Below are 21,902 nucleotides of genomic sequence, written 5' to 3' on the forward strand. Positions count from 1 at the left end.
GTACGACATTTGCACCCTGGCAACTATAGCAAGCCCGCGGTGATTATGTCACCTGCAACTTCGCCGCAAAAGTCAGAAGATCATCATGGTCGCGCCGAAGCCGATGCGCAGCGCCATGCCGATTTTTTCTTCAAAATACACAAAGTGGTCAATGACCATGATCGCCTGCCAACGCCTGTCGAAGTCGTAGGCTGTGACAAACCCATATTTCATGATGATGTCGCCTGAAACTGCCCGAATGTTACCCACGGGGGTTTTCGTGTCAGACGTGATGTTGGTGAGACCGAAGCCGAGGTATGGCACAAAGCGCAGCGTGAATTTGGGTGAAAACGGCACATCGTATGCTTTGCCGATAGCCCCGGCGTTGGTTACGAAATCCGCATCGGTATCCTGGCCGACCTTGCTCAGCACCGAAGTGCCTTTAACCTTGTAGAAACTAAATTCGTAGATCAGCAGCGTATTTTCAAATATTTTGGATTTAGGCAGTTTAATAAAGCTTGTCTCTGCCGAAGCCCAGAAGCTGCCACCGAAACCCATATTGAGCACCTGAGCAGCCTGGCCTATCGGTATGGTCATCGGGCCATAAAGCCCCACGCGCAGGTCGAGCATGCTGCGCTTCCACGGGCGGCCGTAGTTGTTCGCGGCGCTGAGTTCACCCTCGGTTAATGCCTCGGCCGGTGGTTCTTCAGTTTTGCCCTTGGTTTTCGCGTCGGGTTTCTTGATCGCCACTTTTTTGGCAGGTGCGGGTGCAGGCAGCTTTGCCTGTGCCCAAAGGGGCAGCACAAGCTGCGCGAGGCAAAGCAAAAGCAGCTGATGTTTCAACGCCATCTGTTTCTCTTATCGGTACTCCCGTGTACTCAACTCTATGCGACGGAGAAAAAATTAGCCATACAACAAAAAAAGGCACCTTGCGGTGCCTTTTTAGGGTTTTTGAGTGTTGCACAGCAACACTCAAAGAACGGATTAAAAGTCGCCCATTCCGCCCATGCCACCCATGCCGCCACCGGGCATTGCCGGTGCTTCTTTTTTCTCTGGCTTGTCGGCGATGATGCATTCGGTCGTCAGCACGAGCGCCGAGATCGAAGCTGCGTTCTGCAGTGCAGAGCGCGTTACCTTCGCAGGGTCGATAATGCCGGCTTTCAGCATGTCTTCCCATTTCAGAGTTGCGGCGTTGAAGCCAACGTTTTCTTTTTCGCTCTTCGCCTGCTGAACGATCAGCGAGCCTTCCATACCCGAGTTCGCAGCGATCTGGCGCAGCGGCTCTTCGAGAGCGCGCATCACGATGTTCTTGCCAGTCTCTTGGTCGCCTTCGAGTTTCAGTTTTGCCACCGCGTCGATTGCTTTGAGCAGAGTCAGACCGCCACCGGGAACGATACCCTCTTCAACCGCTGAGCGGGTTGCCGAGAGAGCGTCTTCAACGCGGGCCTTTTTCTCTTTCATTTCAACTTCGGTTGCGGCACCGACGTGAATAACCGCTACGCCGCCAGCGAGTTTCGCGAGGCGCTCTTGCAGTTTTTCGCGATCGTAATCAGAAGTAGTTTCTTCGATCTGCTTCTTGATCTGCTTAATGCGGTGCTGAATTTCAGAATCTTTGCCGCCGCCTTTGATGATCGTCGTGTTTTCTTTTTCGATGATCACCTTTTCGACTTTACCGAGGTTCTGAACCGTCGCGCTCTCGAGTTTCTGGCCGAGTTCTTCAGAGATTACCTGACCACCGGTCAAAATCGCGATGTCTTCGAGCATTGCCTTACGGCGGTCACCGAAACCAGGGGCTTTGACCGCGACGCAGTTGATCGCTTTGCGAATTGTGTTGTAAACAATCGTCGCGAGCGCTTCGCCTTCGAGGTCTTCAGCGATAATCAGAAGGGGCTTACCCGCCTGAGCTACCTGGTTGAGAATCGGAGCGATGTCTTTAACCGCGCTGATTTTCTTGTCATAGATCAGCACCATTGCGTTTTCGAGCGTTGCAGTCATGTTTTCTGCGTCGGTTACCATGTAAGAAGAGACGTAACCGCGGTCGAACTGCATACCTTCGACTGTGTCGAGAGATGTTTCGATCGATTTCGCTTCTTCGACTGTGATAACTCCATCTTTACCGACTTTGTCCATCGCATCGGCGATGAGTTTGCCGATTTCAGCGTCGTTGTTTGCAGAGATGGTCGCAACAGCCGCGATGTCTTTGCTTTCGACTTTTTTCGCGAGTTTGCCGATGTACTCAACGACAACTTCGACAGCCTTGTCGATGCCGCGCTTCAGGTCCATCGGGTTTGCGCCCGCGGTGACGTTCTTGATGCCTTCACGCGCGATTGCCTGCGCGAGAATCGTTGCAGTTGTGGTACCGTCGCCGGCGACATCGTTCGTTTTCGTCGAAACTTCTTTCACGAGCTGCGCGCCCATGTTTTCGTATGCATCTTCGAGTTCGATTTCTTTAGCAACCGTAACACCGTCTTTGGTGATTGTCGGTGCACCGAATTTTTTGTCGATTACGACGTTGCGGCCGCGTGGCCCGAGAGTCACTTTTACTGCGTTGGCGAGTTTGTTGATACCCGTCATCAGTTTCGCACGTGCGATTTCATCATATTCAAGCATTTTTGCCATGTTATTCTCCTGTGTCCTTTAAGTGACTATTCAACGATTGCGAGAATGTCTGATTCGCGCACGATGAGGTATTCTTTGCCACCGTCTTTGATTTCGGTGCCGCTGTACTTACCGTAGAGCACCTTCTGGCCGGCTTTCACCTGCATCGGTACGGTTTTGCCGTCGTCTGCAACTTTGCCTGGGCCTGCTGCCACAACTACACCAACGGTGGGTTTTTCTTTTGCCGTGTCGGGTATAAAAATGTTCCCGATTTTTTCTTCTTTTTCGGGCGCCGCTTCAATGAGAACACGGTCAGCCAATGGTTTTATCGCCATATAGATTCCTCCTAACAACCTCGCGCGTACCGAGCCCGGCAGAGTGGCAATTTCAGATCGTGCGGCAATACCGCACGATCTGAAACTGCGTCCCAACCTGAGCTGACGCACGAGCACTCGTAACGAGTTATGCTATCACTCCGAAATGGAATTGTTAGCACTCTCGCTACCTTAGTGCCAATTTATTAAATTCAGACAGGACGGCAAAAAAAATTGCAATCCTCCATTTTGGTGATACACACCCCTGCCGGTGAGCCTAGGGGAACTTTAAGTGATTCTAGCGCAGGTTCGCCTGGTAGTCACCTGTCACGGGCACCTCGTCGTCATAGCCAAAGGGAGCGATATTGTAAGTGACCTGAAACGAGGCAGATACCGTCGTGGCCGGCGCTGCTGAGGAGTCGCTATATTCGGTGTGCCGCAGAGATTGCCGATTCACGGTGAAAACAGCCCAAACGCCGCCGCGAAAGCGGTAGGTATAAGAGACGACCGGTTCAAAGCTGAGCGTCCAAGAGGTTGTTGTTCTGGAGGCGAACACGTCTTGTGAAAAAACCGTCGGAGCCACACTGATAGAAAATAGAGAAGGCCCGTGCTCAAGCACGACCGCCGTGGGCCATTTCACCTCTCGTGCCAGCGAATAAGAACCGTATTTGCCGTATGCGAACGCGAGTCCCGTAAAGAGCTGCAAGTTATTTGCCCTGTAGCGCCAGGTGTGCGAAGCCCGGTAGCGCTCAACGTCTTGTGCAAGCTGGGCATTGAGCGCAAAAACGGCCCGCCAGGTATAAGAAATGTCAAAGCGCACGCGGGCCGCATGGTACTGTTCAGGCCTGTCGGGTACACCAGGGCCGGCGCTTTGAAACTCACGTAACTGATTTTTCGCGGTACTGGCGCCCTGTTCGATCAACCGCGATGACAAGTCGAGCCCCCACGAGTTGAAGAAAAGACTCGTCGTGAAGGCACCCGTGCCAAGCGTGCCGGGCTCCCCCACGTTCCACGAGCGCATACCGCCGGCCTCTAAGCCAAAGCTTATAAATCGGAAAAAATAACTGGCCATGATTTTAGTATAGTTCTGCGTTTGCCGCGATTCTTTCTCGCATGTGCCGCAGAGCGTGCGCGACAGAGCGCCGATGCGAAACGCCGAGATCTGGCCAAAGGCAAATAAATCACCACCGACGAAGTGCGACGATTCGTGGTAAATAGTATGGGATGCAGGCTTATACTGATAGCTGGGCGCGATAAAGCCACCGCCCCCTCTCAATTGGTGCGGCACAGAAAAGCTGAAGTTCGTCAGATCAGACTGAACATCTACCGCATCACCCGGGCGAAAACCGGTCGCGTCGTAAAAAGCGAAAATGCTGCCGAGAGGCAAACATGCCACTGCCACCGACAACAGTGAGGTGCGCATATTGGCGGGCAGTGCATCGCCTGCAGGCTGTCAAATTCTATCAGCGTACGCTGGGCGCAAACCCGCATATGAGGGGCAAAAGAAGAAAAACAGGGCAATCTTTGTTATATTTTGACGAGAATTGAGAATGACCACAGACGATTTACGCATTCAGGGCCTGAAGCCTTTAATACCCCCTGCAATCCTCATTGAAGAAATACCCCTGCCCTATGCCGGGCAGACCTTTGTGAACACGGCGCGCGAGCATGTGAATAAGATCGTGAAGGGTGAAGACGACCGCCTGTTGGTGGTTGTTGGCCCGTGCTCGATACACGATACCAAAGCGGCAATCGAATATGCCGAAAAGCTGCAGAAGTTGCGCGCGCAGCACGCGGCCGACCTCGAGGTGGTGATGCGCGTCTATTTCGAAAAGCCGCGCACCCGCTCGGGCTGGAAAGGGCTTATCAACGACCCGCACATCGACGGTTCGTTTAGCATTAACGAAGGCTTGAGAATCGCGCGTAAACTTCTGGTCGACCTGACCGCGATGGGTCTGCCCATCGGCTGCGAGTTTCTCGACACCATCAGCCCGCAGTTCATCGCCGACTGCGTCAGCTGGGGCGCAATCGGTGCGCGCACGACCGAAAGCCAGGTGCATCGCGAACTCGCTTCAGGCCTTTCGATGGCGGTCGGCTTCAAGAACGGCACCGACGGCAATACAAAAATTGCGATCGACGCAATTCACGCGGCGCAGGCCGCGCACCATTTCTTGTCGATTACCAAACAGGGAGTGGCGGCCATCGTGCACACTAAAGGTAACCCCGTAGGGCATCTGATTCTGCGCGGCTCGACGCAGGGCCCAAATTACGAAGCGGCGTTCATCAAAAAAACAGCGCAAGAGCTGAAAGCAGCCGAACTGCGCGAAGGTCTCATCGTCGACTGCAGCCATGGCAATTCTTCGAAAGACCATAACCGCCAGCCGATCGTGGCGCAGAATATCGCTGAGCAGCTTGCAGCCGGTGAAAGGGCCATCGTGGGTGTGATGCTCGAAAGCCATTTAAAAGCCGGCAACCAGAAAGAGGCTCCGCTGGCGAAGCTCGAATATGGCAAGTCGATCACCGATGCCTGCATCGCGTTTGACGACACCGAAAAAGTTCTGCATGCGCTCGCAGCCGGCGTCAGATCGCGCAGAGGTAAATAAGGAGCTGCGCGGCAGGTCGCAAAACGACGAATTTCAGGAAAAGTTCCGCGATTTTCGAAGCGAAAATCGCTCTATGAACGGGCTGAGGCCCGCTTTTCCCGAATTTCGTCGTTTTGCTATTGCTCTGAAATTTCGAATATGGCGACCCGCCGCGCAGCTCCTAAATAATCGATTGCGGGGCTGCCCCGCGATCAAAGGTAATCCCCATGCAAGTGACTGAGATTACCCACGGCGTCGTTGTCGGCCGCACTGACAAGCGCACCGTGCTGTTCGGCTGCCCGCCAGAAGTGATCAAGCACCTGATGGTGAAGGGTATCGGTAGCCCCGATGTCATCGTTCTGCCAGATACGCCGTACCGCTTTAACGTGCTGCAAAATTGTACGGAGTTTCCTCTTTACTATTTCTTGTTCGTTGAGCGAAACTTTATGCAGGGCAAGAAACTCACGATCGTGGGCACGGCGCTGCATCTCAAGGCGAACCGAAAGCTTCTGCGCCTGACGCTTTTAGGCCCCACACGCAAAGAGTACGATGCGCTCGGGCAAAGCCCCTGGTTCGACGAACTCTACCGCGAGGCGCGGGCAATCTCGGTCAAAAACAGCGAAGGTAGAGAATTCTCCATCGACGATTTTGTGGATTTCGTACCTTTTCAAAACGGCGTCGCCCGCCTCGCCGACGGCACTGAAATTTTTCACAACGCCCGCGACCAGTACAGGTTGAACGGTGAAAATATCGATATTCGCTTCGACACACCACAAGACCCGCCATACGACCTGCGCAGCGATTTCACGACGACGCTGCCTTCGCAGTTTGGCGTCACGGTTCTGGGGGGTGCCTCGGGTTTTATCGCCGATAAACCGTGCTCGGGCCTCGTGCTGCACTACAACTCAGAGCACATGCTGATCGACTGCGTTCCCTACCTCGAACAGGCGCTGAATGCCCGGGGCATCTCGAGTACTGAAATCCGTTCGCTTTTTCTGACGCATATTCATGACGACCATTGCAACATTTTTCCGCTGCTGAGGCTCTCAAACAAGGTGCGCCTCATTGCCACCAAAGAAATTTTCTGGATGGCGATGATGAAACTTTCGTTGCAGACGATGCTGCCGATCGATGATCTCAAACAGATGTTCCAGTTTGTCGAGGTGAAACCGTACGAAACGACTGAATTTTTCGGCCTGTCGATTGAGCCTCATTATACCGTGCATTCGATACCGACGATCGGCGCTACGTTTAGAATGAAAGAAGGGAACAGCTCGCGCAGCATCGTCTTTATCGGCGACAACAAATCGTTCACAGACATCGAGCAGATGGTTGCGCAGGGTATCGTGCGGCACGAGAAATTCGATGTGCTGAAACAACTTTATACAGAACCGCATGACATTCTGTTCGCCGACGGCGGCATGGGAATTCTGCACGGAAACCCGCGCGATGCGCTGAAGTCGCAGGCTGACCGCATTGTCTTCATGCACCTTGAGAAGCTGCCGCCAGAATTCGACGCAACGTTCTCGCACGCAACTCATGGCAAACGCTATAACATCATTCAGGGCAGCTACGACTCGTACATGATTCGCACGATGCACATCTTGAGCGATTCTTTTCACAATATTTCGCACGACTGGGCGACTGCGCTCATGAACAACTTCAGAATCGTCACGTTCAATTCGGGTGATATTATCTTTAAACAGAACGAAGCCTCAAAGGGGCTGATCTATATAATACTCACCGGCAGCTGCAGCGTCATGTACCATGACGGCAAGACACTGAGCGAGAAGGCTCGCAAAGAAGCCGGAGATTTCGTCGGCGAAATGGCGGTGCTCGACGACAACAAGGTGCGCTCGGCATCGATTGTTGCGGCGACCCCGGTGACGCTTTGCGCGATCGATGAAAAGCTGTTTCACGAATTTCTGATCGCAGAGAACCGCGTCGACGAAATGCGCCACCTGTGGAAAGTGCGGTCAGAGATCGAGCGGTTCTGGCCGTTTGCCCAGTTCGCCGATAACGTCAAAGACCGTATCGCGCGGGCGGCTGTGAGGCTGCGTGTCGCTTCGGGTGACACGCTCGTCGAACAGGGTAAAAGCGACGGCGAGTTCTTTATTATTCTTTCAGGCGAATACAGCGTGCGCCACAACGGCATCGAAATTAAGATTCTGCGCGCAGGCGATATGTTCGGTGAATACGGCTCGCTCGATTCAACTGCGCGCAATGCCACCGTGACGGCGCTTGCAAACGGCGAAGTTATTGAAGTTGCGCGCGGTGAAATTCGCAAGATAATCGAATCGGCGCCGATATTTAATTTCAGCATGCGCGAGCTCATGATGCGGCGCTCGCGCGAACTGAAGCTGCTCGACCGTGGGGGCTAAGCCGCAGCCCCGCGCTGCGCAAAGCGAAAGACCAGGGTCTCTTGCCCGACTCCCTTGAGCCTCGCATTCTCAGCCTCGGCGGTAAGGCCCGCTTCGCTCGCGAGCGCTCTCGCACCGGGCGCCTCGGCCACCGTCGGGGTGACGCAGATCTCACCCGCAGCGGCAAGGCCCTGAACGCGCGCCGCGATGTTGACCGTCTGGCCAAAGTAATCGAGCCGTTCGTCGCGCATCACAGCCAGCGCCGGCCCTTCGTGCAGACCAACCTTTAGGCCAATCTCAAAGCCGTCGGCCTTGATACTCTCGTTCAGGCGCTCGATTTCTTTCAGCATGTCGAGCGCGGCAAACATGCCGTCGGCTGGGGTCGAAAACGTGGCCATGATCGCGTCACCCATTGTTTTGATGATCGCCCCTCTGAACTTGCGCGCTGAAGCCGTGAGAATTCTGAAATGCTCCTGCACGAGTGAATACGCGAATACATCACCTGCCCTGTCGTACATTTCGGTTGAGCCCCGCAGATCGGTAAACATGATCGTGAGGCTCTTGATGTTCAGATTCAGATTTTTCGACAGGTGCTGAATTTTATAGAGTTCGCGAAAAGTCTGGTTGTTGAGCAGCATTTTGGCTGTCAAAAACGGCCGTATACGAGTCGGATGCCGGGCCACAACTTCGAGAATTCGCGGTAGATCGGGGGTCGCGACCATTAGACCAACCCGGGCGCGCGTGTTGTTGTGCACTGTCAGTTCGAGAGCACTGGCAGTCGAAGCCAGTTCTTTTTGCGCAAAGCCAGTCGCAGAAAAGGGTATTGCGGCCGCGCTGCCCACAGACCCGTCTGCCTGACCCAGGTTGATGAGCAACGATGTATTGGTCTCAATCGAAATCAGCTGAAAGGTGGAGTGCTTTGCCTTCTTGAACACAATGCGTTTTGAAGCATCGGGCGTTAGTACCACGAAATGGCGAATCAGCTGGCGGCGCAACTCGCGCAACTCATCGGATATGATATAATTCTGAGAGAAATGGAATCGGTTGTACGAAGCCAGATCGGCAAGAGGGTCTATATTCAGTTTTCGAACAGCCGGGTGAATCGCAAACGAGACCTCGACCTGATCGTCAAGTGTTGCGGGGCTCGACGATGTGCACACGGCGCAATAGAAGTCTGTTGACTCAACTTCGTCGAGTTCGTGGTGCGCATGCGCTACACCGCCGCAGCGCGGGCAGATCATATTATAGCTGAAGTCAACCAACCCGACACGCGCAGCATGAATGAACAGGTCGAGAGCCGCCTCTTCGGGATAGCCGTGCTCTTCGGCGAAAGCGAGCGGATTAATTCTGTACAGCTGCCAGTCGTCTGATGATTCGAGAATCTCTGCAAAGCGGTCGACAGATGCCGCCGGCAAAGCCGGATATTGTTTTAGCTGTGTTGCTTTGGTACGAAATGCATTCATCAGGGCACAGATAACAGGTTATGCCCGACAGGGCAACCAAGTTTAGTTTGGGGGCTGCCCAAAATGCCACAGACAGCGCCCGTTCGGCGCCGTCTGCAACTCATTGGGCAGCCTTGAATTCTTAAGTCTGCGCGAGCGCCTGGTCGAGGTCTGCGATAATGTCTTCGACATTTTCAAGACCCACCGAAAGGCGCACGTAATCGGGCGACACGCCGGTCGATACCTGCTCTTCGGCCGTCAACTGAGAGTGCGTTGTCGATGCGGGGTGAATCACGAGCGACTTGGCATCACCGATGTTCGCGAGGTGAGAGAGCAGCTTCAGCGAATTGATGAACTTCTTGCCGCCTTCGAGACCACCTTTCACACCAAAACCGATCAATGCACCAAAGTTGTTACCGAGGTACTTCTTCGCAATCGTATGGTTCGGGCTGTCGCTGAGACCGGGGTAGTTCACCCACGATACCTTCGGAAGTTTCTTCAGGTGTTCTGCCACTTTCAGCGCATTGGCGCTGTGTTGCTTTACGCGCAAGCCGAGCGTTTCGAGCCCCTGCAGAAACATCCAGGCGTTGAACGGGCTCATGCTGAAACCGAGGTCGCGCAGCCACAGCACGCGCGCGCGAATGATAAAGGCGATGTTGACGCCACCGAACGGTTCAAACTTGCCGAACACATCCCAGTACTTAAGGCCGTGGTAGCTGGTATCGGGTTCTGTGTAGTCTGGGTACTTGCCGTTGTTCCAGGCAAATTTACCCGAATCGACTATCACTCCACCGATCGAAGTGCCGTGACCGCCGATGAACTTCGTAGCCGAAGCAACGATGATATCTGCACCGTGGTCGATCGGGCGCACCAGGCCCACACCGACGGTGTTGTCGACGATGAGGGGAACTCCCGCTTCGTGTGCAACCTGGGCGAGTGCAGCAAAATCAGGCACATCGAGCTTGGGATTGCCAATCGTTTCGCAGTAAACCGCGCGCGTTTTAGGTGTGATCGCTGCCTTAATCGCGGCAATGTCACCCGATTTGGCAAACTTCACCGTGCGGCCCAAGAGCGGCAATGTCACGCGAAAGAGCTGGTAAGTGCCGCCGTAGAGGTTGTCGAGCGAAACAATTTCATCGCCGGGACGTGTGATGTTGAGAATCGCCGTCGTGGTGGCCGCCTGGCCCGACGACGTTGCAACGGCGCCGACGCCACCTTCGATCGCTGCGATGCGTTTTTCGAACACATCGGTTGTGGGGTTCATGATGCGCGTGTAGATGTTGCCGAATTCTTTGAGACCGAAAAGATTCGCTGCGTGCTCGGTGTCTTTGAAGACATACGAGGTTGTCTGGTAAAGGGGTACCGCGCGCGAGCCGGTTGTCGGGTCGGGCGTTTGGCCTGCGTGCAGGCCGAGGGTTTCGAGATTGATCTGTGACATTAATTACTCCTGTTTAAAACAATAGCAGACACACAGCGTCTGTTATTGTGAATTATAGGACAATATATGAAACACGGGCGCGGCGGCAAGTTTTTGTGTGCGCGAGGTTCATTCTCCGTCATGGGGGCCCGGTGCCGAATCGCTGAAACTCATAACTGCGCGCAGGTTGCCGGCGAGCTTCGCGAGGCCGCGCCGGTAAAAGCTTGAGAGTTTCAGCGACGAGCGCGTGGCTGGCAATTCGCCCGCGGCAATCGCCGCTGCGGCCGCATGCTCGTCGTTAAATCGGGGTTCGGCAAACGCGAGCGCCGTTTTGTTGTGCGGGCAGACCTGTTGGCATACGTCGCAGCCAAAAACCCAGTGGTGCCGCTTCTGGTTGAGAGATACATCCACTTCGTTTTCGCGCTTCTCAATCGTCTGGTACGAAATGCACCGGTCAGTTTTCATGAGGCCGTCGCCTGTGAGCGCAGCAGTCGGGCAAGCCTCGACGCAGAGGTTGCATTCGCCGCAGATGTCGGCAATATCGTTTGGGCCTTTCGTCTGCGCCAAACTTTCGACAACTTCTGCAGCAAGCACCTCGTTTGTCAGCACAGCGGCGATGAGAAAATAACTGCCCGAACCGGCAGCGATCAGCATGCCGTTGCGGCCAATCTTGCCGAGGCCCGCGAGGCGCGCCCAATAGCGTTCGGCGAGCGGCGCTGAATCGGTGACGGCGCGACCCGCGAGCGAGCATGCCTGCATAACCTCGGCAAGCTTTGCCTTGAGTATCACGTGATAATCTTTTTGCCACGCATAGCGCGCAACTTTATACGGGGCAAGGCGCAGCTTTTCGTCAACCTCGCGAAAACGATAAGGATATCTAAAGAGCAGCAGACTTTGCGCCTCGGGCAAAACAGCGCGCAGATCGAAACGCTGCGGCCCCTCAAGGTAGGCCAGGTCGCTGTGCCCGCCACGCGCAAGAAACGCCAGCCACCAATTTCTGAATTCAGCTGAAGGTTCGGTGACGGGTACCGCTGCGACCGCACTGAAACCCACGCCGGCAGCAACGCGCGCGATTGCATCAAGGCGGGTGCGGCCAATCACTGCCAGCAAAACACGATGCGCAGCCATGCCGTCAGCCGCAAAACGGGCCGCACGGGACGACCACGATTTTTTCTTTTGGTTGACAGCCCAAACAGATATGTAGATACACTATTCTTCAATTATGCTCTACAGCAGTGCAAGTAAATACGCCGTGCGTGCCCTCGCGTACATGACTTCGCGCGACGACCAGAAGATCTTCACTGTAGAAGAACTGGCGACCGGGGCATCGGTACCCAAACCTTACCTTAGCAAGATACTCAAGCAGCTCGTCGCCGGCAAGATTCTCAAGTCAAACAAAGGGCCGGGGGGCGGCTACCAGTTCGCCAAGCCGGCGGCAGAGATCAGCCTGTACGACATCAAGATCACCATCGACGGCATTACCGAATTTGTCGAATGCGCACTCGGCCTTGATTCATGCAACGACCACGCGCCCTGCCCCGCACACTTCATCTGGAAAGACCTGCGGGCTGCGGCGACCAAGTCACTGCAGATCACGACGTTGCCGCTCGCCAATAAGATTATGGTCGAAAAGGCAGTGCATGCCGGCTCGAGCAAGAAGACTACCTTTCGCAAAGTGACAACCTGAGCGGCGGTTGGTCTCAGGCCAGCCAGCGCACGGCAAGCAGCAGGCGGGCAATCCACCCGGTGTTCAGGTCTGCTTCTGCCGCTCGCTGTGAATTCTGTAACATTTCTTCGTGAACCTTTTGCCAGGCGCCTTTGCTCTGCGGCGTAAAGACCAGGGTATCGAGGTTCAAGACCAGGCTGCGGTAATCGTAATTCGCCGACCCGGTACCCGAATAGCCATCGATCATGTAGAATTTTGCATGCGAAAAGCGCGCATCGTCGCCGCCATAAAGATAGATATTGGCGCCTTTGCGCATGAGCCGGCGAGCAAGAAAAAAGGACAATTGATCGACCCAGGCGACATCTGAACGCGCCGGCAAGATGATGTCGACGGTGACGCCCCGCTTGAGCTTACGCACGAGCACGCGCCAATAAAAGCCATAGGGCACGAAATACGGTACCGCAATCACAATCTTCTTGTGAGCCTTGCGCAGGCGGCGCTTTAGCCAGCGCGACATCGAAAAAGAAATCGCCCGCCTGCCACTGAACAAAATAACCTTGTTCTGGCTGCGCAAAAGCAGGCGCGTTGCCCAGCGCCGATGGCTCGCCCTTCTGCAGGCATTTTGAAACTGCCTTCTGAGCTGCCAAACCGGCTGCTGCGCACGCGTCACAAAACCCACGTCTAACCAGCGACCGTGACCAAAGTGCCTCAGTGAGGCTTCGCGCATGAGATTGAATCCGCCGGTGAAAGCAACCTCATCGTCGACAACCAGAAGTTTGCGGTGGTTGCGGCGAATCAGGTAGCGCAGCCATTGCCAGCTGAGCAGCTGCCAGCGGTGGTGCATATAGACCGATGCTCCGAGCCGCTGCACAGGTGCGAAAAAATTGCGCGGCAAATCGAAACTGCCAATCGCATCGACCACAATTGTCACCTGCGTTCCCTGGCGGCATTTTCTTTCGAGCGCCTTCAGAAACAGCCGACCAATGCGGTCGTTCTGCCAGATATACATCATTATCTGCACATGCCGGCGCGCGCCGCGAATCGCGCGCAGCATGCGTGCATAGTAAACATCCCCTTCGGTCAGAAGTTCGTACGCAGGTTGCCGCACGGCGCATAGCATTTCGGCGACATGCAGCGGCAACCTGCCTTTCGGGTGAATTTCAACACCTAGCGGCAATGCGGGGCGACAAGTTCAGGGCGCACGATGAGCAAAATGCCCAGCAGAATGCCATAGACGGGGCCGACAACCGAGAGCACCCGCCGCGTTCGGGCAGCGAGATAGAAACCCATGAGCGAAGCCGTCAGCATCATCGGCAGTGTTCCCAAACCATAGATCGCCATGTAGAGCACACTGTCTGCGGGCGTCTCGGAGGCGACGCTCACCACGAGCGCCGCCGCAACCATGCCGCACGGCAAAAATCCGTTGAGGCTACCGAGAATAAAAAATTTACCCGCACCCGTAGATTTAAGGCGCGGCGAAACGTACCTGCTCAGCGAAGAATAGAAGTGGGACATACCCCGAATCTGAAACCGCGGCAACAGCTGCAAAGCTGCCACGAGAATCAGCGCCCCTCCGGCAATGCGGGCAACCTGTCCCTGCGCAACTTCGATCACCAGTATTGCGCCGAGAAGCCCTGCAATCAGCCCCAAACCGGCGTAGGTGAAGACGCGGCCGATGTTGTATATGAGGCGATAAAATACCGCGCGCCCAAGGCGATCATCACCCTGCGGCAGCGCCAGCACCAGTGGTCCGCACATGCCGAGACAGTGCCCGCTGGCAAAGAGGCCCATGACAAAAGCCGAGAGGGCAAACGTCATCGCACTGTGCGTTCAAAAAAGTAGGTTTCGCCGGCCGCTTCGAAATCGAGCGCAACCTTCCAGATCTGTTTCGGCTTGAGGGAAGCGACGATTCGCTGCTCAGGGCCAACAAAGCTGACAGGCAGCTGAAAATCATCAGCGGGGTTGAGCGGTGAATAAAAAACCAGTTTGCCGCCGATTTTTTTACCGGCAAACGCGGCGGGCAACTGTATGTGCACGCCATTATCTGTGCGGGCGATTTCGGCCTGCCCTGTCGCATTCAGCCTGGTCTCTTTCTTGATACGTTCAGAGAAAGTCTTGTCGCGGTAATAATAATCGGGGGCCACAAGATCGACGCGTTCAGAGAATGCGGTTTTGACGAACCAGACGGTCATGCCCATAAAGAGGGCAAGCACGATGACAATGCCGAGCGGCCATGCCTTGTCGCCGGGGCCTTTCATGGCGTTGTCGCTCCACCTGAAATAAAGACGGTTTTCTTGCGAGCAATCACCTTGCCGTTCGAAATAACCTCTATTTCAACCGGAAAGTTCTGCCCTGTGATCGCTTCGGGCTTCAGAGCCACAAAGAACCGGGCTTCTGCGAAGTTCTGCGCGCCGATGGTGGCGAGGCTGTCGATGAGCCGCAGCTCACCCTGTATGCCGCTGGCGAGGCGCAGCTCGGCCTGTTGGCTATCGAATGTCTTGTTAAAGATTTTCGCGTTGTAAAGATTGCCGATTAAACCATCGGGCAGTCTCTGTGCGAGCATGCCGGGTTGGCGCAGCAGCACCGTTTCAATTGGCTCGCGCGTGAGCAGCAGGCCCGCAAAAACCGAAAGCACGCCGAACCAGAGTGTCATATAACCGGCGGTGCGCCATTTCATGAGCGACCTGAAACCATTTGTGATGCTGTTAAATGAGGTATAACGAATAAGCCCGCGCGGTTTGCCTACAGAATCCATCATTTTATTGCAGGCATCGATGCAGGCGGTGCACTGGATGCATTCGAGCTGAATACCGTTTCGTATGTCGATGCCTGCGGGGCAGACCACAACACACGCACCACAATCGATACAATCGCCATAAGGGTTTGCTGCCGCCTGCCCGGCGCTCGCCTCGGCCTGCGTCACGCCGCCCGCTGCGGCAGCTGCGACAATCGAGAAACCCGCTTTTTTCCTGGTGCCGAGGGTGCCACGTTTTTCGCCGCGTTTAAAATCGTAGGTTACGCTGATCGTGTCATTATCAACCAGCGCAGACTGAAAGCGGCCATAAGGGCAGGCAAAGTGGCAAACCTGCTCGCGAAAGCGTGCAAACACCAGAAAGAAGACGATGGTGAAAATATTGATAGCGATGAAACCCGCAATATGCTGCGCCACGGGTTCGGTGATAATTTTCCATAATTCGTCGCTGCCGATGATATATGCCAGAAAGGTATTCGCAATCGCAAAAGAGAAACCGTAAAAAACGATAAATTTCAGCAACTTGCGTATTATCTTGTTCGCATTCCAAGGAGACAGTGCCAGCTGCTTCTGCGCCTGAAAGTCACCTTCGATCGCATATTCGATTTTGCGAAACAGCATTTCCATAAAGACGGTCTGCGGGCATGTCCAGCCGCACCAGATGCGGCCAAAGACCGATGTGAAGAGTACAATCGTGAGAATCATGGTCAAGAGCCCAAGCACGACGAGATAGAAATCCTGTGGCCAGAAAACAAAACCAAACAGAATAAATTTGCGTTCGAGAATATTGAGAAGCAGCAGCGGCTGCCCGTGAATTCGCACGTAAGGCCCGGCGAACATCAGCGCGAGCAGTACGTAACTCACCAGAGAACGCCATTGAAAGAACCTGCCTTTAGGTTTTTTGGCATAGACCCACGCCCTTTTGCCCTGCGCGTTGATGGTGCCAATGTGGTCACGAAACTCTTCGCTGTCTTTTTCGACTTTGGCAAGGGGGTCAGCTGCTGTGTACATTTTGTCTCCTCAGGTGAGAAATTTCCCCGCCCCGTTCGGGACAGGGAAATAATTCTTCACGCTATTTCGCGGCGCACTTCTTTTCGCGTTCAGGGTCGATCGCTTTTGCCCCTGCTGGGTTTGAACCCTTCTTCGAAAAGATATAGCTCACGAGCTGCTGCAGACCCGTCTCGTCGACAGGTTTGCCGTTACCATAGGGCATCATGCCTTTTTGCTGAAAACCCTTCTTCACGTTTGCCATGACTGTTGTGTAGTCACATCCGTGAATCCAGAATTCATCGGTAAGGTTTGGGCCGACGAGTCCGCCGAGGTTGGCGTTGTGGCACGCAGAACATGTCTGCGCGACATAGAGCTTTTCACCAGCGGCAAGCGCCGCAGCATCCGTCAGGGGTTTAAGCCCTGCATCGGCGACTGGCGTAACGGCCGCACCGGCCTTTTTCGGCAGAGCAGCCATTTCGGCCTCGTATTCTTGCTGCGATGACGGCCCACCTGCCAAATGGTAATAGACCAGATAGCCGATCGCGAAAACGATCGTGAAATAAAAGCCCAGAACCCACCAGCGGGGCATGTGGTTGTCGAGCTCACGAATACCGTCGTATTCGTGGTCGAGCAGCTTGTCTTTTTCTTCTCTATTGTCGCTCATAAATCACCTTCCGTTGAATTCGCCCGGCGCAGAATCATTCAATGGCAACTGCGCCAGAGCATCGTATTTCGATTTTTTACCGCGCAGCACGATGACGAGCATCACGGTAAACACGCTGAAGAATATGATCAATGTCGCAATCGGATAAATCGAGACATTGCCAATGTCGCTAAGTGCTTTCGAAATCATTTGCCCTCTTTAGCCTGCGGAGCGGCTGCTTTGATGTCGGTGCCGAGGCGTTGCAGGTATGCAATCACCGCCACGATCTCTTTTTCAGGTGCAACCGGCATGCCGTCTTTTTTCAGCACTTCGGCGATTGCGGCAGACTGAACGTTGAGATCGGTCAGTGCCTTCTTGTCATAGAACTGTGGGTAATCCACACCGATCTTCTGCAGCGCACGAATTTTTTTGGTGGTGAGGTCGGTGTCGAGGTTGTTCTCGAACAGCCACGGGTATGCCGGCATAATTGAGCCCGGCGAAGTCACACGCGGATTTTTCATGTGCTGGTAATGCCATGCGTGGTTATACTTGCCGCCTACCCTGTGCAGGTCTGGCCCTTTGCGAATCGAACCCCAGAGAAACGGGTGATCGTACACAAATTCGCCGGCCTTCGAGTATTCGCCATAACGCTCAGTCTCTGACCTGAATGGACGAATCATCTGCGAATGGCAGGTATTGCAGCCTTCGCGAATGTAGATGTCGCGGCCTTCGAGTTCAAGCGGCGTATAAGGCTTCACGCTCGAAATCGTAGGTATATTCGTGCGCACCATTGCGACGGGCACAAATTCGATGATGCCACCGACCAGCACCGCAACCAAAGTGAGCCCTGTGAACACGAGCGGCTTGCGCTCAAGAATGCGGTGGCGAAAGCCTGCATGGCTTTCTTCTTTGTGTTCTTTCGGCAACGCCGGTGCACGCGATTCTTCGCCGGGAATAAACTTGCCCGAGCGCATTGTCTTCACCAGGTTATACGCCATGACGAGAAAGCCGGTCAAGAAGAGCGTACCGCCGACTGAACGCAGCACATACATAGGAATAATCTGCGTCACCGTATCGAGAAAGTTGGGGTACATGAGCGCGCCTTCGGCTGTGAACTGTTTCCACATGAGGCTCTGCGTAATGCCGCCCCAGTACATGGGTATCGCGTAGAAGACGATGCCAATCGTGCTGATCCAGAAATGGAAGTTCGCGAGTTTGAGGCTAAAGATCGGGCGACCGTAAAGGCGCGGAATCACATAGTAGAGCACCGCTGCCGCGAGGCCGCCGTTCCAGCCAAGAGCGCCGAGGTGCACGTGACCAATAATGTAATCGGTGTAGTGCGTGAGCGCGTTGACGTTCTTGAGTGACATCATCGGGCCTTCGAAAGTCGACATGCCATAGGCTGTGATACCGACGACCATGAACTTCAAAACCGGATCTTGACGTACTCTATCCCATGCGCCGCGCATCGTCAGCAGACCGTTGATCATGCCGCCCCATGACGGCGCAATGAGCATTACCGAGAAAGCAGTGCCAAGAGACTGTGCCCAGTCGGGCAACGACGTATAAAGCAAATGGTGCGGGCCTGCCCAGATGTAGATAAAAACGAGCGCCCAGAAGTGCACGATTGAAAGTTTGTAAGAATATACCGGCCGGTTCGCCGCTTTCGGCACGAAATAATACATGATGCCGAGAAACGGCGTAGTGAGAAAAAATGCCACAGCATTGTGGCCATACCACCACTGCACGAGGGCATCTTGCACGCCTGCATAGACCGAATAACTCTTCAGAAAAGAGACGGGAATCGCGAGCGAGTTACCGATGTGCAGCATCGCCACTGTAACGAATGTAGCTATGTAGAACCAGATCGCAACATAGAGGTGTTTCTCGCGGCGATTTAAGATCGTCATGAGCATATTGAGGCCGAACACGACCCAAACGACTGCGATCGCAATGTCTATCGGCCATTCGAGTTCAGCGTATTCTTTGCTGCTCGTATAACCGAACGGCAGCGTCAGCGCGGCCGAAACAATAATGAGCTGCCAACCCCAGAAGTTGATGTTCGACATCAGGTCAGAGTACATGCGTGCTTTTAAGAGGCGTTGCAACGAATAGTAGACGCCCATAAAAATCGCATTACCGGCAAACGCGAAGATCACCGCATTGGTGTGCAGCGGCCGCAAACGCCCGTAAGAGAGAAAAGAAAAATGCCCAAGATAATCGGGCAAATAGAGCATCACCGCTACGATGATACCCACCAACATTCCGACGACACCCCAGACGATCGTCGCAATCGCAAAATTGCGAACGATTCGGTTGTCGTACTCAAAGGTCTCTAAGACCCCGGTTTCAGCCGCCATATTGTACTCCTTCGGTTTTTTTACTGACAGTATTTTTATCAGAACATTGTGTTGTATCTTGCCGCTTTGCCGGCGCATCTTCAAACAGCATGCGGATTGCCGGGGTTTCTGTGTCTTCGTACTGGCCTGCATTATGCGCCCAGAAGAAAGCAACCAGAAAGCCGATGCCCAGAATGAGGCTAAAAATAAGTAAAACGAAAAGGGCTTCCATCAGTTTTTTCCCCTTAGCCTTGCTGTGATCGCCGCAGAGGCAAATGCCAGAGCAATGACACTCAGCGAACTCAATGGCATAAGTACAGCGCAAAAGAGCGGCGTCAGTTTACCGGCAACAGCGACGCTGATGCCCACGGCATTGTAGGCAAACGAAACCCCGTAAGCGGTGATGGCCGTCTTGCGCGACTGCCGTGCCTGCGCCATGAGACCCGGTAATTGTGGCAATGCCGCCGCAGACAATACCGCATCGCTCGCGGGTGAGAAATGGCTGTTATCTTCAGTGAGCGCGACGCCCAAGTCGGCGGCTGCGAGCGCCGCAGCATCATTTAAGCCGTCGCCCACCATCATCACCGGGCCGCTCTTTTTCAGTTCACCGATAAGGCGCGCCTTCTCTTCGGGGCGCGCATGAAAGCTGAGGTGGGCACCGCTGCCGAAGATTGCGGCGAACCGGTCGTGCTCCACCGCGCTGTCACCCGATATTAAAGAAAGATTGTATTCGCCTTTCAGACGTTCTACTGTCTCAGAGAGATTTTCCCGCAATTGGTTGCGCACCTGAAAGCGGCCGAGGCAGGTCTTACCGCGAGCGCACCAGACGACACTGCTGAATTCAGCAGAGGGCAGGTCGGCAACTATAACGCCCTCAGCAGCCAGCCATGCCGCTGAACCGAGCAAATAGCGGTCATTACCGATTACCGCAGCAACACCCAAGCCCGGATTTTCGGTAAAATCTTCGGGTACTTCGTGAAACGCCTCGCCGAGCCATTTTGCCACCGCCCTACTGAGGGGATGCGTCGATTCGCCCGCAAGCGTTGCAATCGCACGGCGGTCGGGGTCGCTGAGGTCTGCCGAAACGGCATCGAAGCGAATATCAAACGCACCAGGCTGCGTCAGCGTGCCCGTCTTGTCGAAAACGACACTCGTGATGTTGAAAAACTTTTCAATCGTCTGCGCTGATTTAAGAAAGAGACCCTGGCGTGCGAGCGCGCTCTGTGCGGTGAAGAATGAAAAGGGTTTTGCCATCGCGAGTGCGCACGGGCAGGTAATAACCAGCACTGCCGAGAACGCATTAAAAGCGATCGCGGGGTCACGCGGCAGCCAATAGAGTAAAGCGCCAGTCGCGATCGCGACCACTGCGAATGTGAACCATGGCAGAATGCGCTCCGCAAAACCACCTGCAGGCTTTGAAAGAATGTCTTCGTTTTCGCGGGGGGCGTTCTCCCATATACGATTCAGCTGCGCCTGGTCGACAGCCTCGGTTACGGTGAGCTTTACCGATTGGCCCACCACCTTGCCACCGGGTTCAAACATGTCGCCTTTCACGAGTGACACCGGCACAGATTCGCCGGTGATGAAAGCATAGTCTGCTGCAGCGGTTTCTGATAGCACACGGCAGCGCGCCGGGGCAATTTCACCCGCCAAAAGGCGCAGCGCATCGCCGGGTTTTAGTTCTTTTACAGGGGTAAAAATCTCGCCGCCATTGCTCTGAACGCGCACAGCCAATGGCAAGAATAAAAGATTATCGCGCTCAAAGTTGAGCCATGCATATGAGCGGCTTTGTACGTAACGGCCAATCAGTAGAAAGAAGATAAGCCCGGCAAAAGTGTCAAAGTAACCAGCGCTCGTGCCTGTCGCGATGTCAACTGCGCTGCGCACAAACATCGCGGCGATACCGATAGAAATCGGCAGGTCGATAACGACCTGTTTTTTCTTAAGGGCGCGCCAGGCGCTCTTAAAGAATTCGCCCGCTGAATAAAAGAGCACGAAGGTTGCGAGCGCAGCATTCAGCACAATAAAGGTTTTGGCAAAAGCCGACTCGACATGGTTCGAAAAATACTCCGGCAGACTGAACAGCATCGCATTGCCGAACGCGAACGCCGCGACGGCCATGCGCCTGAGCAGCGACTTGTCATAGGCCGACAGTTTCTGTGTGGCTGCGCTTTCGCGGCTGAAATCGGGCGCATACCCCAGATCGGCTACAAGCTGAATGGCCTGCGCGGGTGTTATGTCGGCCGTTGCTGAAACCGTCAGATGTTTGCGCAGGTAATTAATGCGCGCGCCGGTAAGGCCCGGTAGCATCTCAGGCAGCTTTTCGAGCAGCCAGACGCAGGCAGCGCAGTGAATTTCGGGTAACTTGAGTGAAAGCGACCAGGCCCCATTCGGCGAAGCCTTCACGAACATGTCTCTGAACCACGGGCTGTCGCAATAGCTGTAATCGCTTGCAGGCTTTTCTTTCAGCGAAACTACGCTGTTATCAGCGACTTCATAAAAGCCAAGCAGGTCACGGTCGCGCAGAATGGAATAAACCGTTTTGCAGCCAGTGCAGCAAAAGACTTTCGTGCCTTCGTCGCGGGGTTGGTGCCGGGCCAAGTGCGTGACGGCAGCACCGCAGTGCGCGCACACCTGCAGGTCAGTCTGCAAAGTCCCTACCCGTTTGACCGTGGCGATCATGCTGATGCGCCATGACCAGACGCCGGGCCTCGCCGTAAAGGATAAAAAGGTCTTCTTTTATTAATACCTCAGAGTCCATTTTTTTCGGGCGCGTGCACAAAAAAGGGGGCCGAGGCCCCATACCAGATTCTTTCGCTC

General features: G+C 54.6%; 19 protein-coding genes. 3 read left to right on the forward strand and 16 right to left on the reverse strand.

The features are described from left to right. Window positions 1-72: 72 nt before the first annotated feature. From TURPA_RS20310 to TURPA_RS20325, 4 genes are all read right to left on the reverse strand, one after another. Complete coding sequence (locus tag TURPA_RS20310; RefSeq protein ID WP_014805150.1) at window positions 73-828, reverse strand: hypothetical protein; 756 nt, start codon at window positions 826-828, stop codon at window positions 73-75. Between the two features lie 135 nt (window positions 829-963). Next, the gene (gene groL, locus TURPA_RS20315; protein WP_014805151.1) at window positions 964-2,598 is read right to left on the reverse strand and encodes a chaperonin GroEL; all 1,635 of its coding nucleotides are present in this window, start codon (window positions 2,596-2,598) and stop codon (window positions 964-966) included. Window positions 2,599-2,624: 26 nt separating this feature from the next. Next, on the reverse strand, window positions 2,625-2,912 hold the full coding sequence (locus tag TURPA_RS20320) for a co-chaperone GroES (protein WP_014805152.1): 288 nt from the start codon (window positions 2,910-2,912) through the stop codon (window positions 2,625-2,627). Window positions 2,913-3,189: 277 nt separating this feature from the next. Beyond that, window positions 3,190-4,314, reverse strand: coding sequence for a hypothetical protein (locus TURPA_RS20325; protein ID WP_014805153.1), 1,125 nt, complete (start codon window positions 4,312-4,314; stop codon window positions 3,190-3,192). 127 nt (window positions 4,315-4,441) lie between these two features. Here TURPA_RS20325 and TURPA_RS20330 point away from each other — a divergent pair, with 127 nt between their 5' ends. Continuing rightward, window positions 4,442-5,494 carry a 3-deoxy-7-phosphoheptulonate synthase gene (locus TURPA_RS20330; RefSeq protein WP_014805154.1) on the forward strand — a complete coding sequence of 351 codons (1,053 nt, stop codon included), beginning with the start codon at window positions 4,442-4,444 and terminating at the stop codon, window positions 5,492-5,494. Between the two features lie 206 nt (window positions 5,495-5,700). Then, window positions 5,701-7,854, forward strand: coding sequence for a cyclic nucleotide-binding domain-containing protein (locus TURPA_RS20335; protein ID WP_014805155.1), 2,154 nt, complete (start codon window positions 5,701-5,703; stop codon window positions 7,852-7,854). Here TURPA_RS20335 and TURPA_RS20340 read toward each other — a convergent pair. From TURPA_RS20340 to TURPA_RS22385, 3 genes are all read right to left on the reverse strand, one after another. Next, a complete protein-coding gene (locus tag TURPA_RS20340) occupies window positions 7,851-9,296 on the reverse strand; it encodes an adenylate/guanylate cyclase domain-containing protein (RefSeq protein WP_014805156.1) in 1,446 nt (481 codons plus the stop codon). The two genes, TURPA_RS20335 and TURPA_RS20340, sit on opposite strands and share 4 nt — an antisense overlap. Window positions 9,297-9,417: 121 nt before the next feature. Then, complete coding sequence (locus tag TURPA_RS20345; RefSeq protein ID WP_014805157.1) at window positions 9,418-10,713, reverse strand: O-acetylhomoserine aminocarboxypropyltransferase/cysteine synthase family protein; 1,296 nt, start codon at window positions 10,711-10,713, stop codon at window positions 9,418-9,420. 108 nt (window positions 10,714-10,821) lie between these two features. Next, window positions 10,822-11,820 carry an epoxyqueuosine reductase gene (locus tag TURPA_RS22385; protein ID WP_014805158.1) on the reverse strand — a complete coding sequence of 333 codons (999 nt, stop codon included), beginning with the start codon at window positions 11,818-11,820 and terminating at the stop codon, window positions 10,822-10,824. A gap of 94 nt (window positions 11,821-11,914) precedes the next feature. Between TURPA_RS22385 and TURPA_RS20355 the strand changes: the two genes are divergently transcribed. Next, a complete protein-coding gene (locus TURPA_RS20355) occupies window positions 11,915-12,379 on the forward strand; it encodes an RrF2 family transcriptional regulator (RefSeq protein ID WP_014805159.1) in 465 nt (154 codons plus the stop codon). A gap of 13 nt (window positions 12,380-12,392) precedes the next feature. Here the strand turns inward: TURPA_RS20355 and TURPA_RS20360 are convergent, their stop codons facing one another. The 9 genes from TURPA_RS20360 to TURPA_RS20400 form a co-directional block, all read right to left on the reverse strand. Next, window positions 12,393-13,466 carry a phospholipase D-like domain-containing protein gene (locus tag TURPA_RS20360; protein ID WP_169314433.1) on the reverse strand — a complete coding sequence of 358 codons (1,074 nt, stop codon included), beginning with the start codon at window positions 13,464-13,466 and terminating at the stop codon, window positions 12,393-12,395. Between the two features lie 59 nt (window positions 13,467-13,525). Next, the gene (locus TURPA_RS20365) at window positions 13,526-14,176 is read right to left on the reverse strand and encodes a sulfite exporter TauE/SafE family protein (protein WP_014805161.1); all 651 of its coding nucleotides are present in this window, start codon (window positions 14,174-14,176) and stop codon (window positions 13,526-13,528) included. Further along, window positions 14,173-14,616 carry a FixH family protein gene (locus TURPA_RS20370; RefSeq protein ID WP_014805162.1) on the reverse strand — a complete coding sequence of 148 codons (444 nt, stop codon included), beginning with the start codon at window positions 14,614-14,616 and terminating at the stop codon, window positions 14,173-14,175. The genes TURPA_RS20365 and TURPA_RS20370 overlap by 4 nt, the downstream gene beginning before the upstream one ends. Then, a complete protein-coding gene (gene ccoG, locus TURPA_RS20375; protein ID WP_014805163.1) occupies window positions 14,613-16,121 on the reverse strand; it encodes a cytochrome c oxidase accessory protein CcoG in 1,509 nt (502 codons plus the stop codon). Before ccoG ends, TURPA_RS20370 begins: the two co-directional genes overlap by 4 nt. Before the next feature lie 61 nt (window positions 16,122-16,182). Next, entirely contained in the window at window positions 16,183-16,764 is a 582-nt protein-coding gene (locus TURPA_RS20380) for a cbb3-type cytochrome c oxidase N-terminal domain-containing protein (RefSeq protein ID WP_014805164.1), read from the reverse strand. Between the two features lie 3 nt (window positions 16,765-16,767). Next, entirely contained in the window at window positions 16,768-16,953 is a 186-nt protein-coding gene (locus TURPA_RS20385; protein WP_014805165.1) for a cbb3-type cytochrome c oxidase subunit 3, read from the reverse strand. Next, window positions 16,950-19,103, reverse strand: coding sequence for a cytochrome-c oxidase, cbb3-type subunit I (gene ccoN / locus TURPA_RS20390; RefSeq protein ID WP_014805166.1), 2,154 nt, complete (start codon window positions 19,101-19,103; stop codon window positions 16,950-16,952). Before ccoN ends, TURPA_RS20385 begins: the two co-directional genes overlap by 4 nt. Next, the gene (gene ccoS, locus TURPA_RS23050) at window positions 19,093-19,314 is read right to left on the reverse strand and encodes a cbb3-type cytochrome oxidase assembly protein CcoS (RefSeq protein WP_014805167.1); all 222 of its coding nucleotides are present in this window, start codon (window positions 19,312-19,314) and stop codon (window positions 19,093-19,095) included. Before ccoS ends, ccoN begins: the two co-directional genes overlap by 11 nt. Next, window positions 19,314-21,764, reverse strand: coding sequence for a heavy metal translocating P-type ATPase (locus TURPA_RS20400; RefSeq protein WP_014805168.1), 2,451 nt, complete (start codon window positions 21,762-21,764; stop codon window positions 19,314-19,316). Before TURPA_RS20400 ends, ccoS begins: the two co-directional genes overlap by 1 nt. Window positions 21,765-21,902 lie beyond the last annotated feature (138 nt).

Source organism: Turneriella parva DSM 21527 (assembly GCF_000266885.1).
GTDB classification, from domain to species: domain Bacteria; phylum Spirochaetota; class Leptospiria; order Turneriellales; family Turneriellaceae; genus Turneriella; species Turneriella parva.

Coding starts and splice junctions, on each gene's coding strand:
- TURPA_RS20345 (WP_014805157.1), bottom strand. CDS start 10,713: ATGTCACAGATCAATCTCGAAACCCTCGGCCTGCACGCAGGCCAAACG.
- TURPA_RS20320 (WP_014805152.1), bottom strand. CDS start 2,912: ATGGCGATAAAACCATTGGCTGACCGTGTTCTCATTGAAGCGGCGCCC.
- TURPA_RS20370 (WP_014805162.1), bottom strand. CDS start 14,616: ATGAAAGGCCCCGGCGACAAGGCATGGCCGCTCGGCATTGTCATCGTG.
- TURPA_RS20340 (WP_014805156.1), bottom strand. CDS start 9,296: ATGAATGCATTTCGTACCAAAGCAACACAGCTAAAACAATATCCGGCT.
- ccoS (WP_014805167.1), bottom strand. CDS start 19,314: ATGGAAGCCCTTTTCGTTTTACTTATTTTTAGCCTCATTCTGGGCATC.
- TURPA_RS20335 (WP_014805155.1), top strand. CDS start 5,701: ATGCAAGTGACTGAGATTACCCACGGCGTCGTTGTCGGCCGCACTGAC.
- TURPA_RS20385 (WP_014805165.1), bottom strand. CDS start 16,953: ATGATTTCGAAAGCACTTAGCGACATTGGCAATGTCTCGATTTATCCG.
- TURPA_RS20400 (WP_014805168.1), bottom strand. CDS start 21,764: ATGATCGCCACGGTCAAACGGGTAGGGACTTTGCAGACTGACCTGCAG.
- TURPA_RS20380 (WP_014805164.1), bottom strand. CDS start 16,764: ATGAGCGACAATAGAGAAGAAAAAGACAAGCTGCTCGACCACGAATAC.
- TURPA_RS22385 (WP_014805158.1), bottom strand. CDS start 11,820: ATGGCTGCGCATCGTGTTTTGCTGGCAGTGATTGGCCGCACCCGCCTT.
- ccoN (WP_014805166.1), bottom strand. CDS start 19,103: ATGGCGGCTGAAACCGGGGTCTTAGAGACCTTTGAGTACGACAACCGA.
- TURPA_RS20365 (WP_014805161.1), bottom strand. CDS start 14,176: ATGACGTTTGCCCTCTCGGCTTTTGTCATGGGCCTCTTTGCCAGCGGG.
- groL (WP_014805151.1), bottom strand. CDS start 2,598: ATGGCAAAAATGCTTGAATATGATGAAATCGCACGTGCGAAACTGATG.
- TURPA_RS20310 (WP_014805150.1), bottom strand. CDS start 828: ATGGCGTTGAAACATCAGCTGCTTTTGCTTTGCCTCGCGCAGCTTGTG.
- ccoG (WP_014805163.1), bottom strand. CDS start 16,121: ATGTACACAGCAGCTGACCCCCTTGCCAAAGTCGAAAAAGACAGCGAA.
- TURPA_RS20330 (WP_014805154.1), top strand. CDS start 4,442: ATGACCACAGACGATTTACGCATTCAGGGCCTGAAGCCTTTAATACCC.
- TURPA_RS20325 (WP_014805153.1), bottom strand. CDS start 4,314: ATGCGCACCTCACTGTTGTCGGTGGCAGTGGCATGTTTGCCTCTCGGC.
- TURPA_RS20355 (WP_014805159.1), top strand. CDS start 11,915: ATGCTCTACAGCAGTGCAAGTAAATACGCCGTGCGTGCCCTCGCGTAC.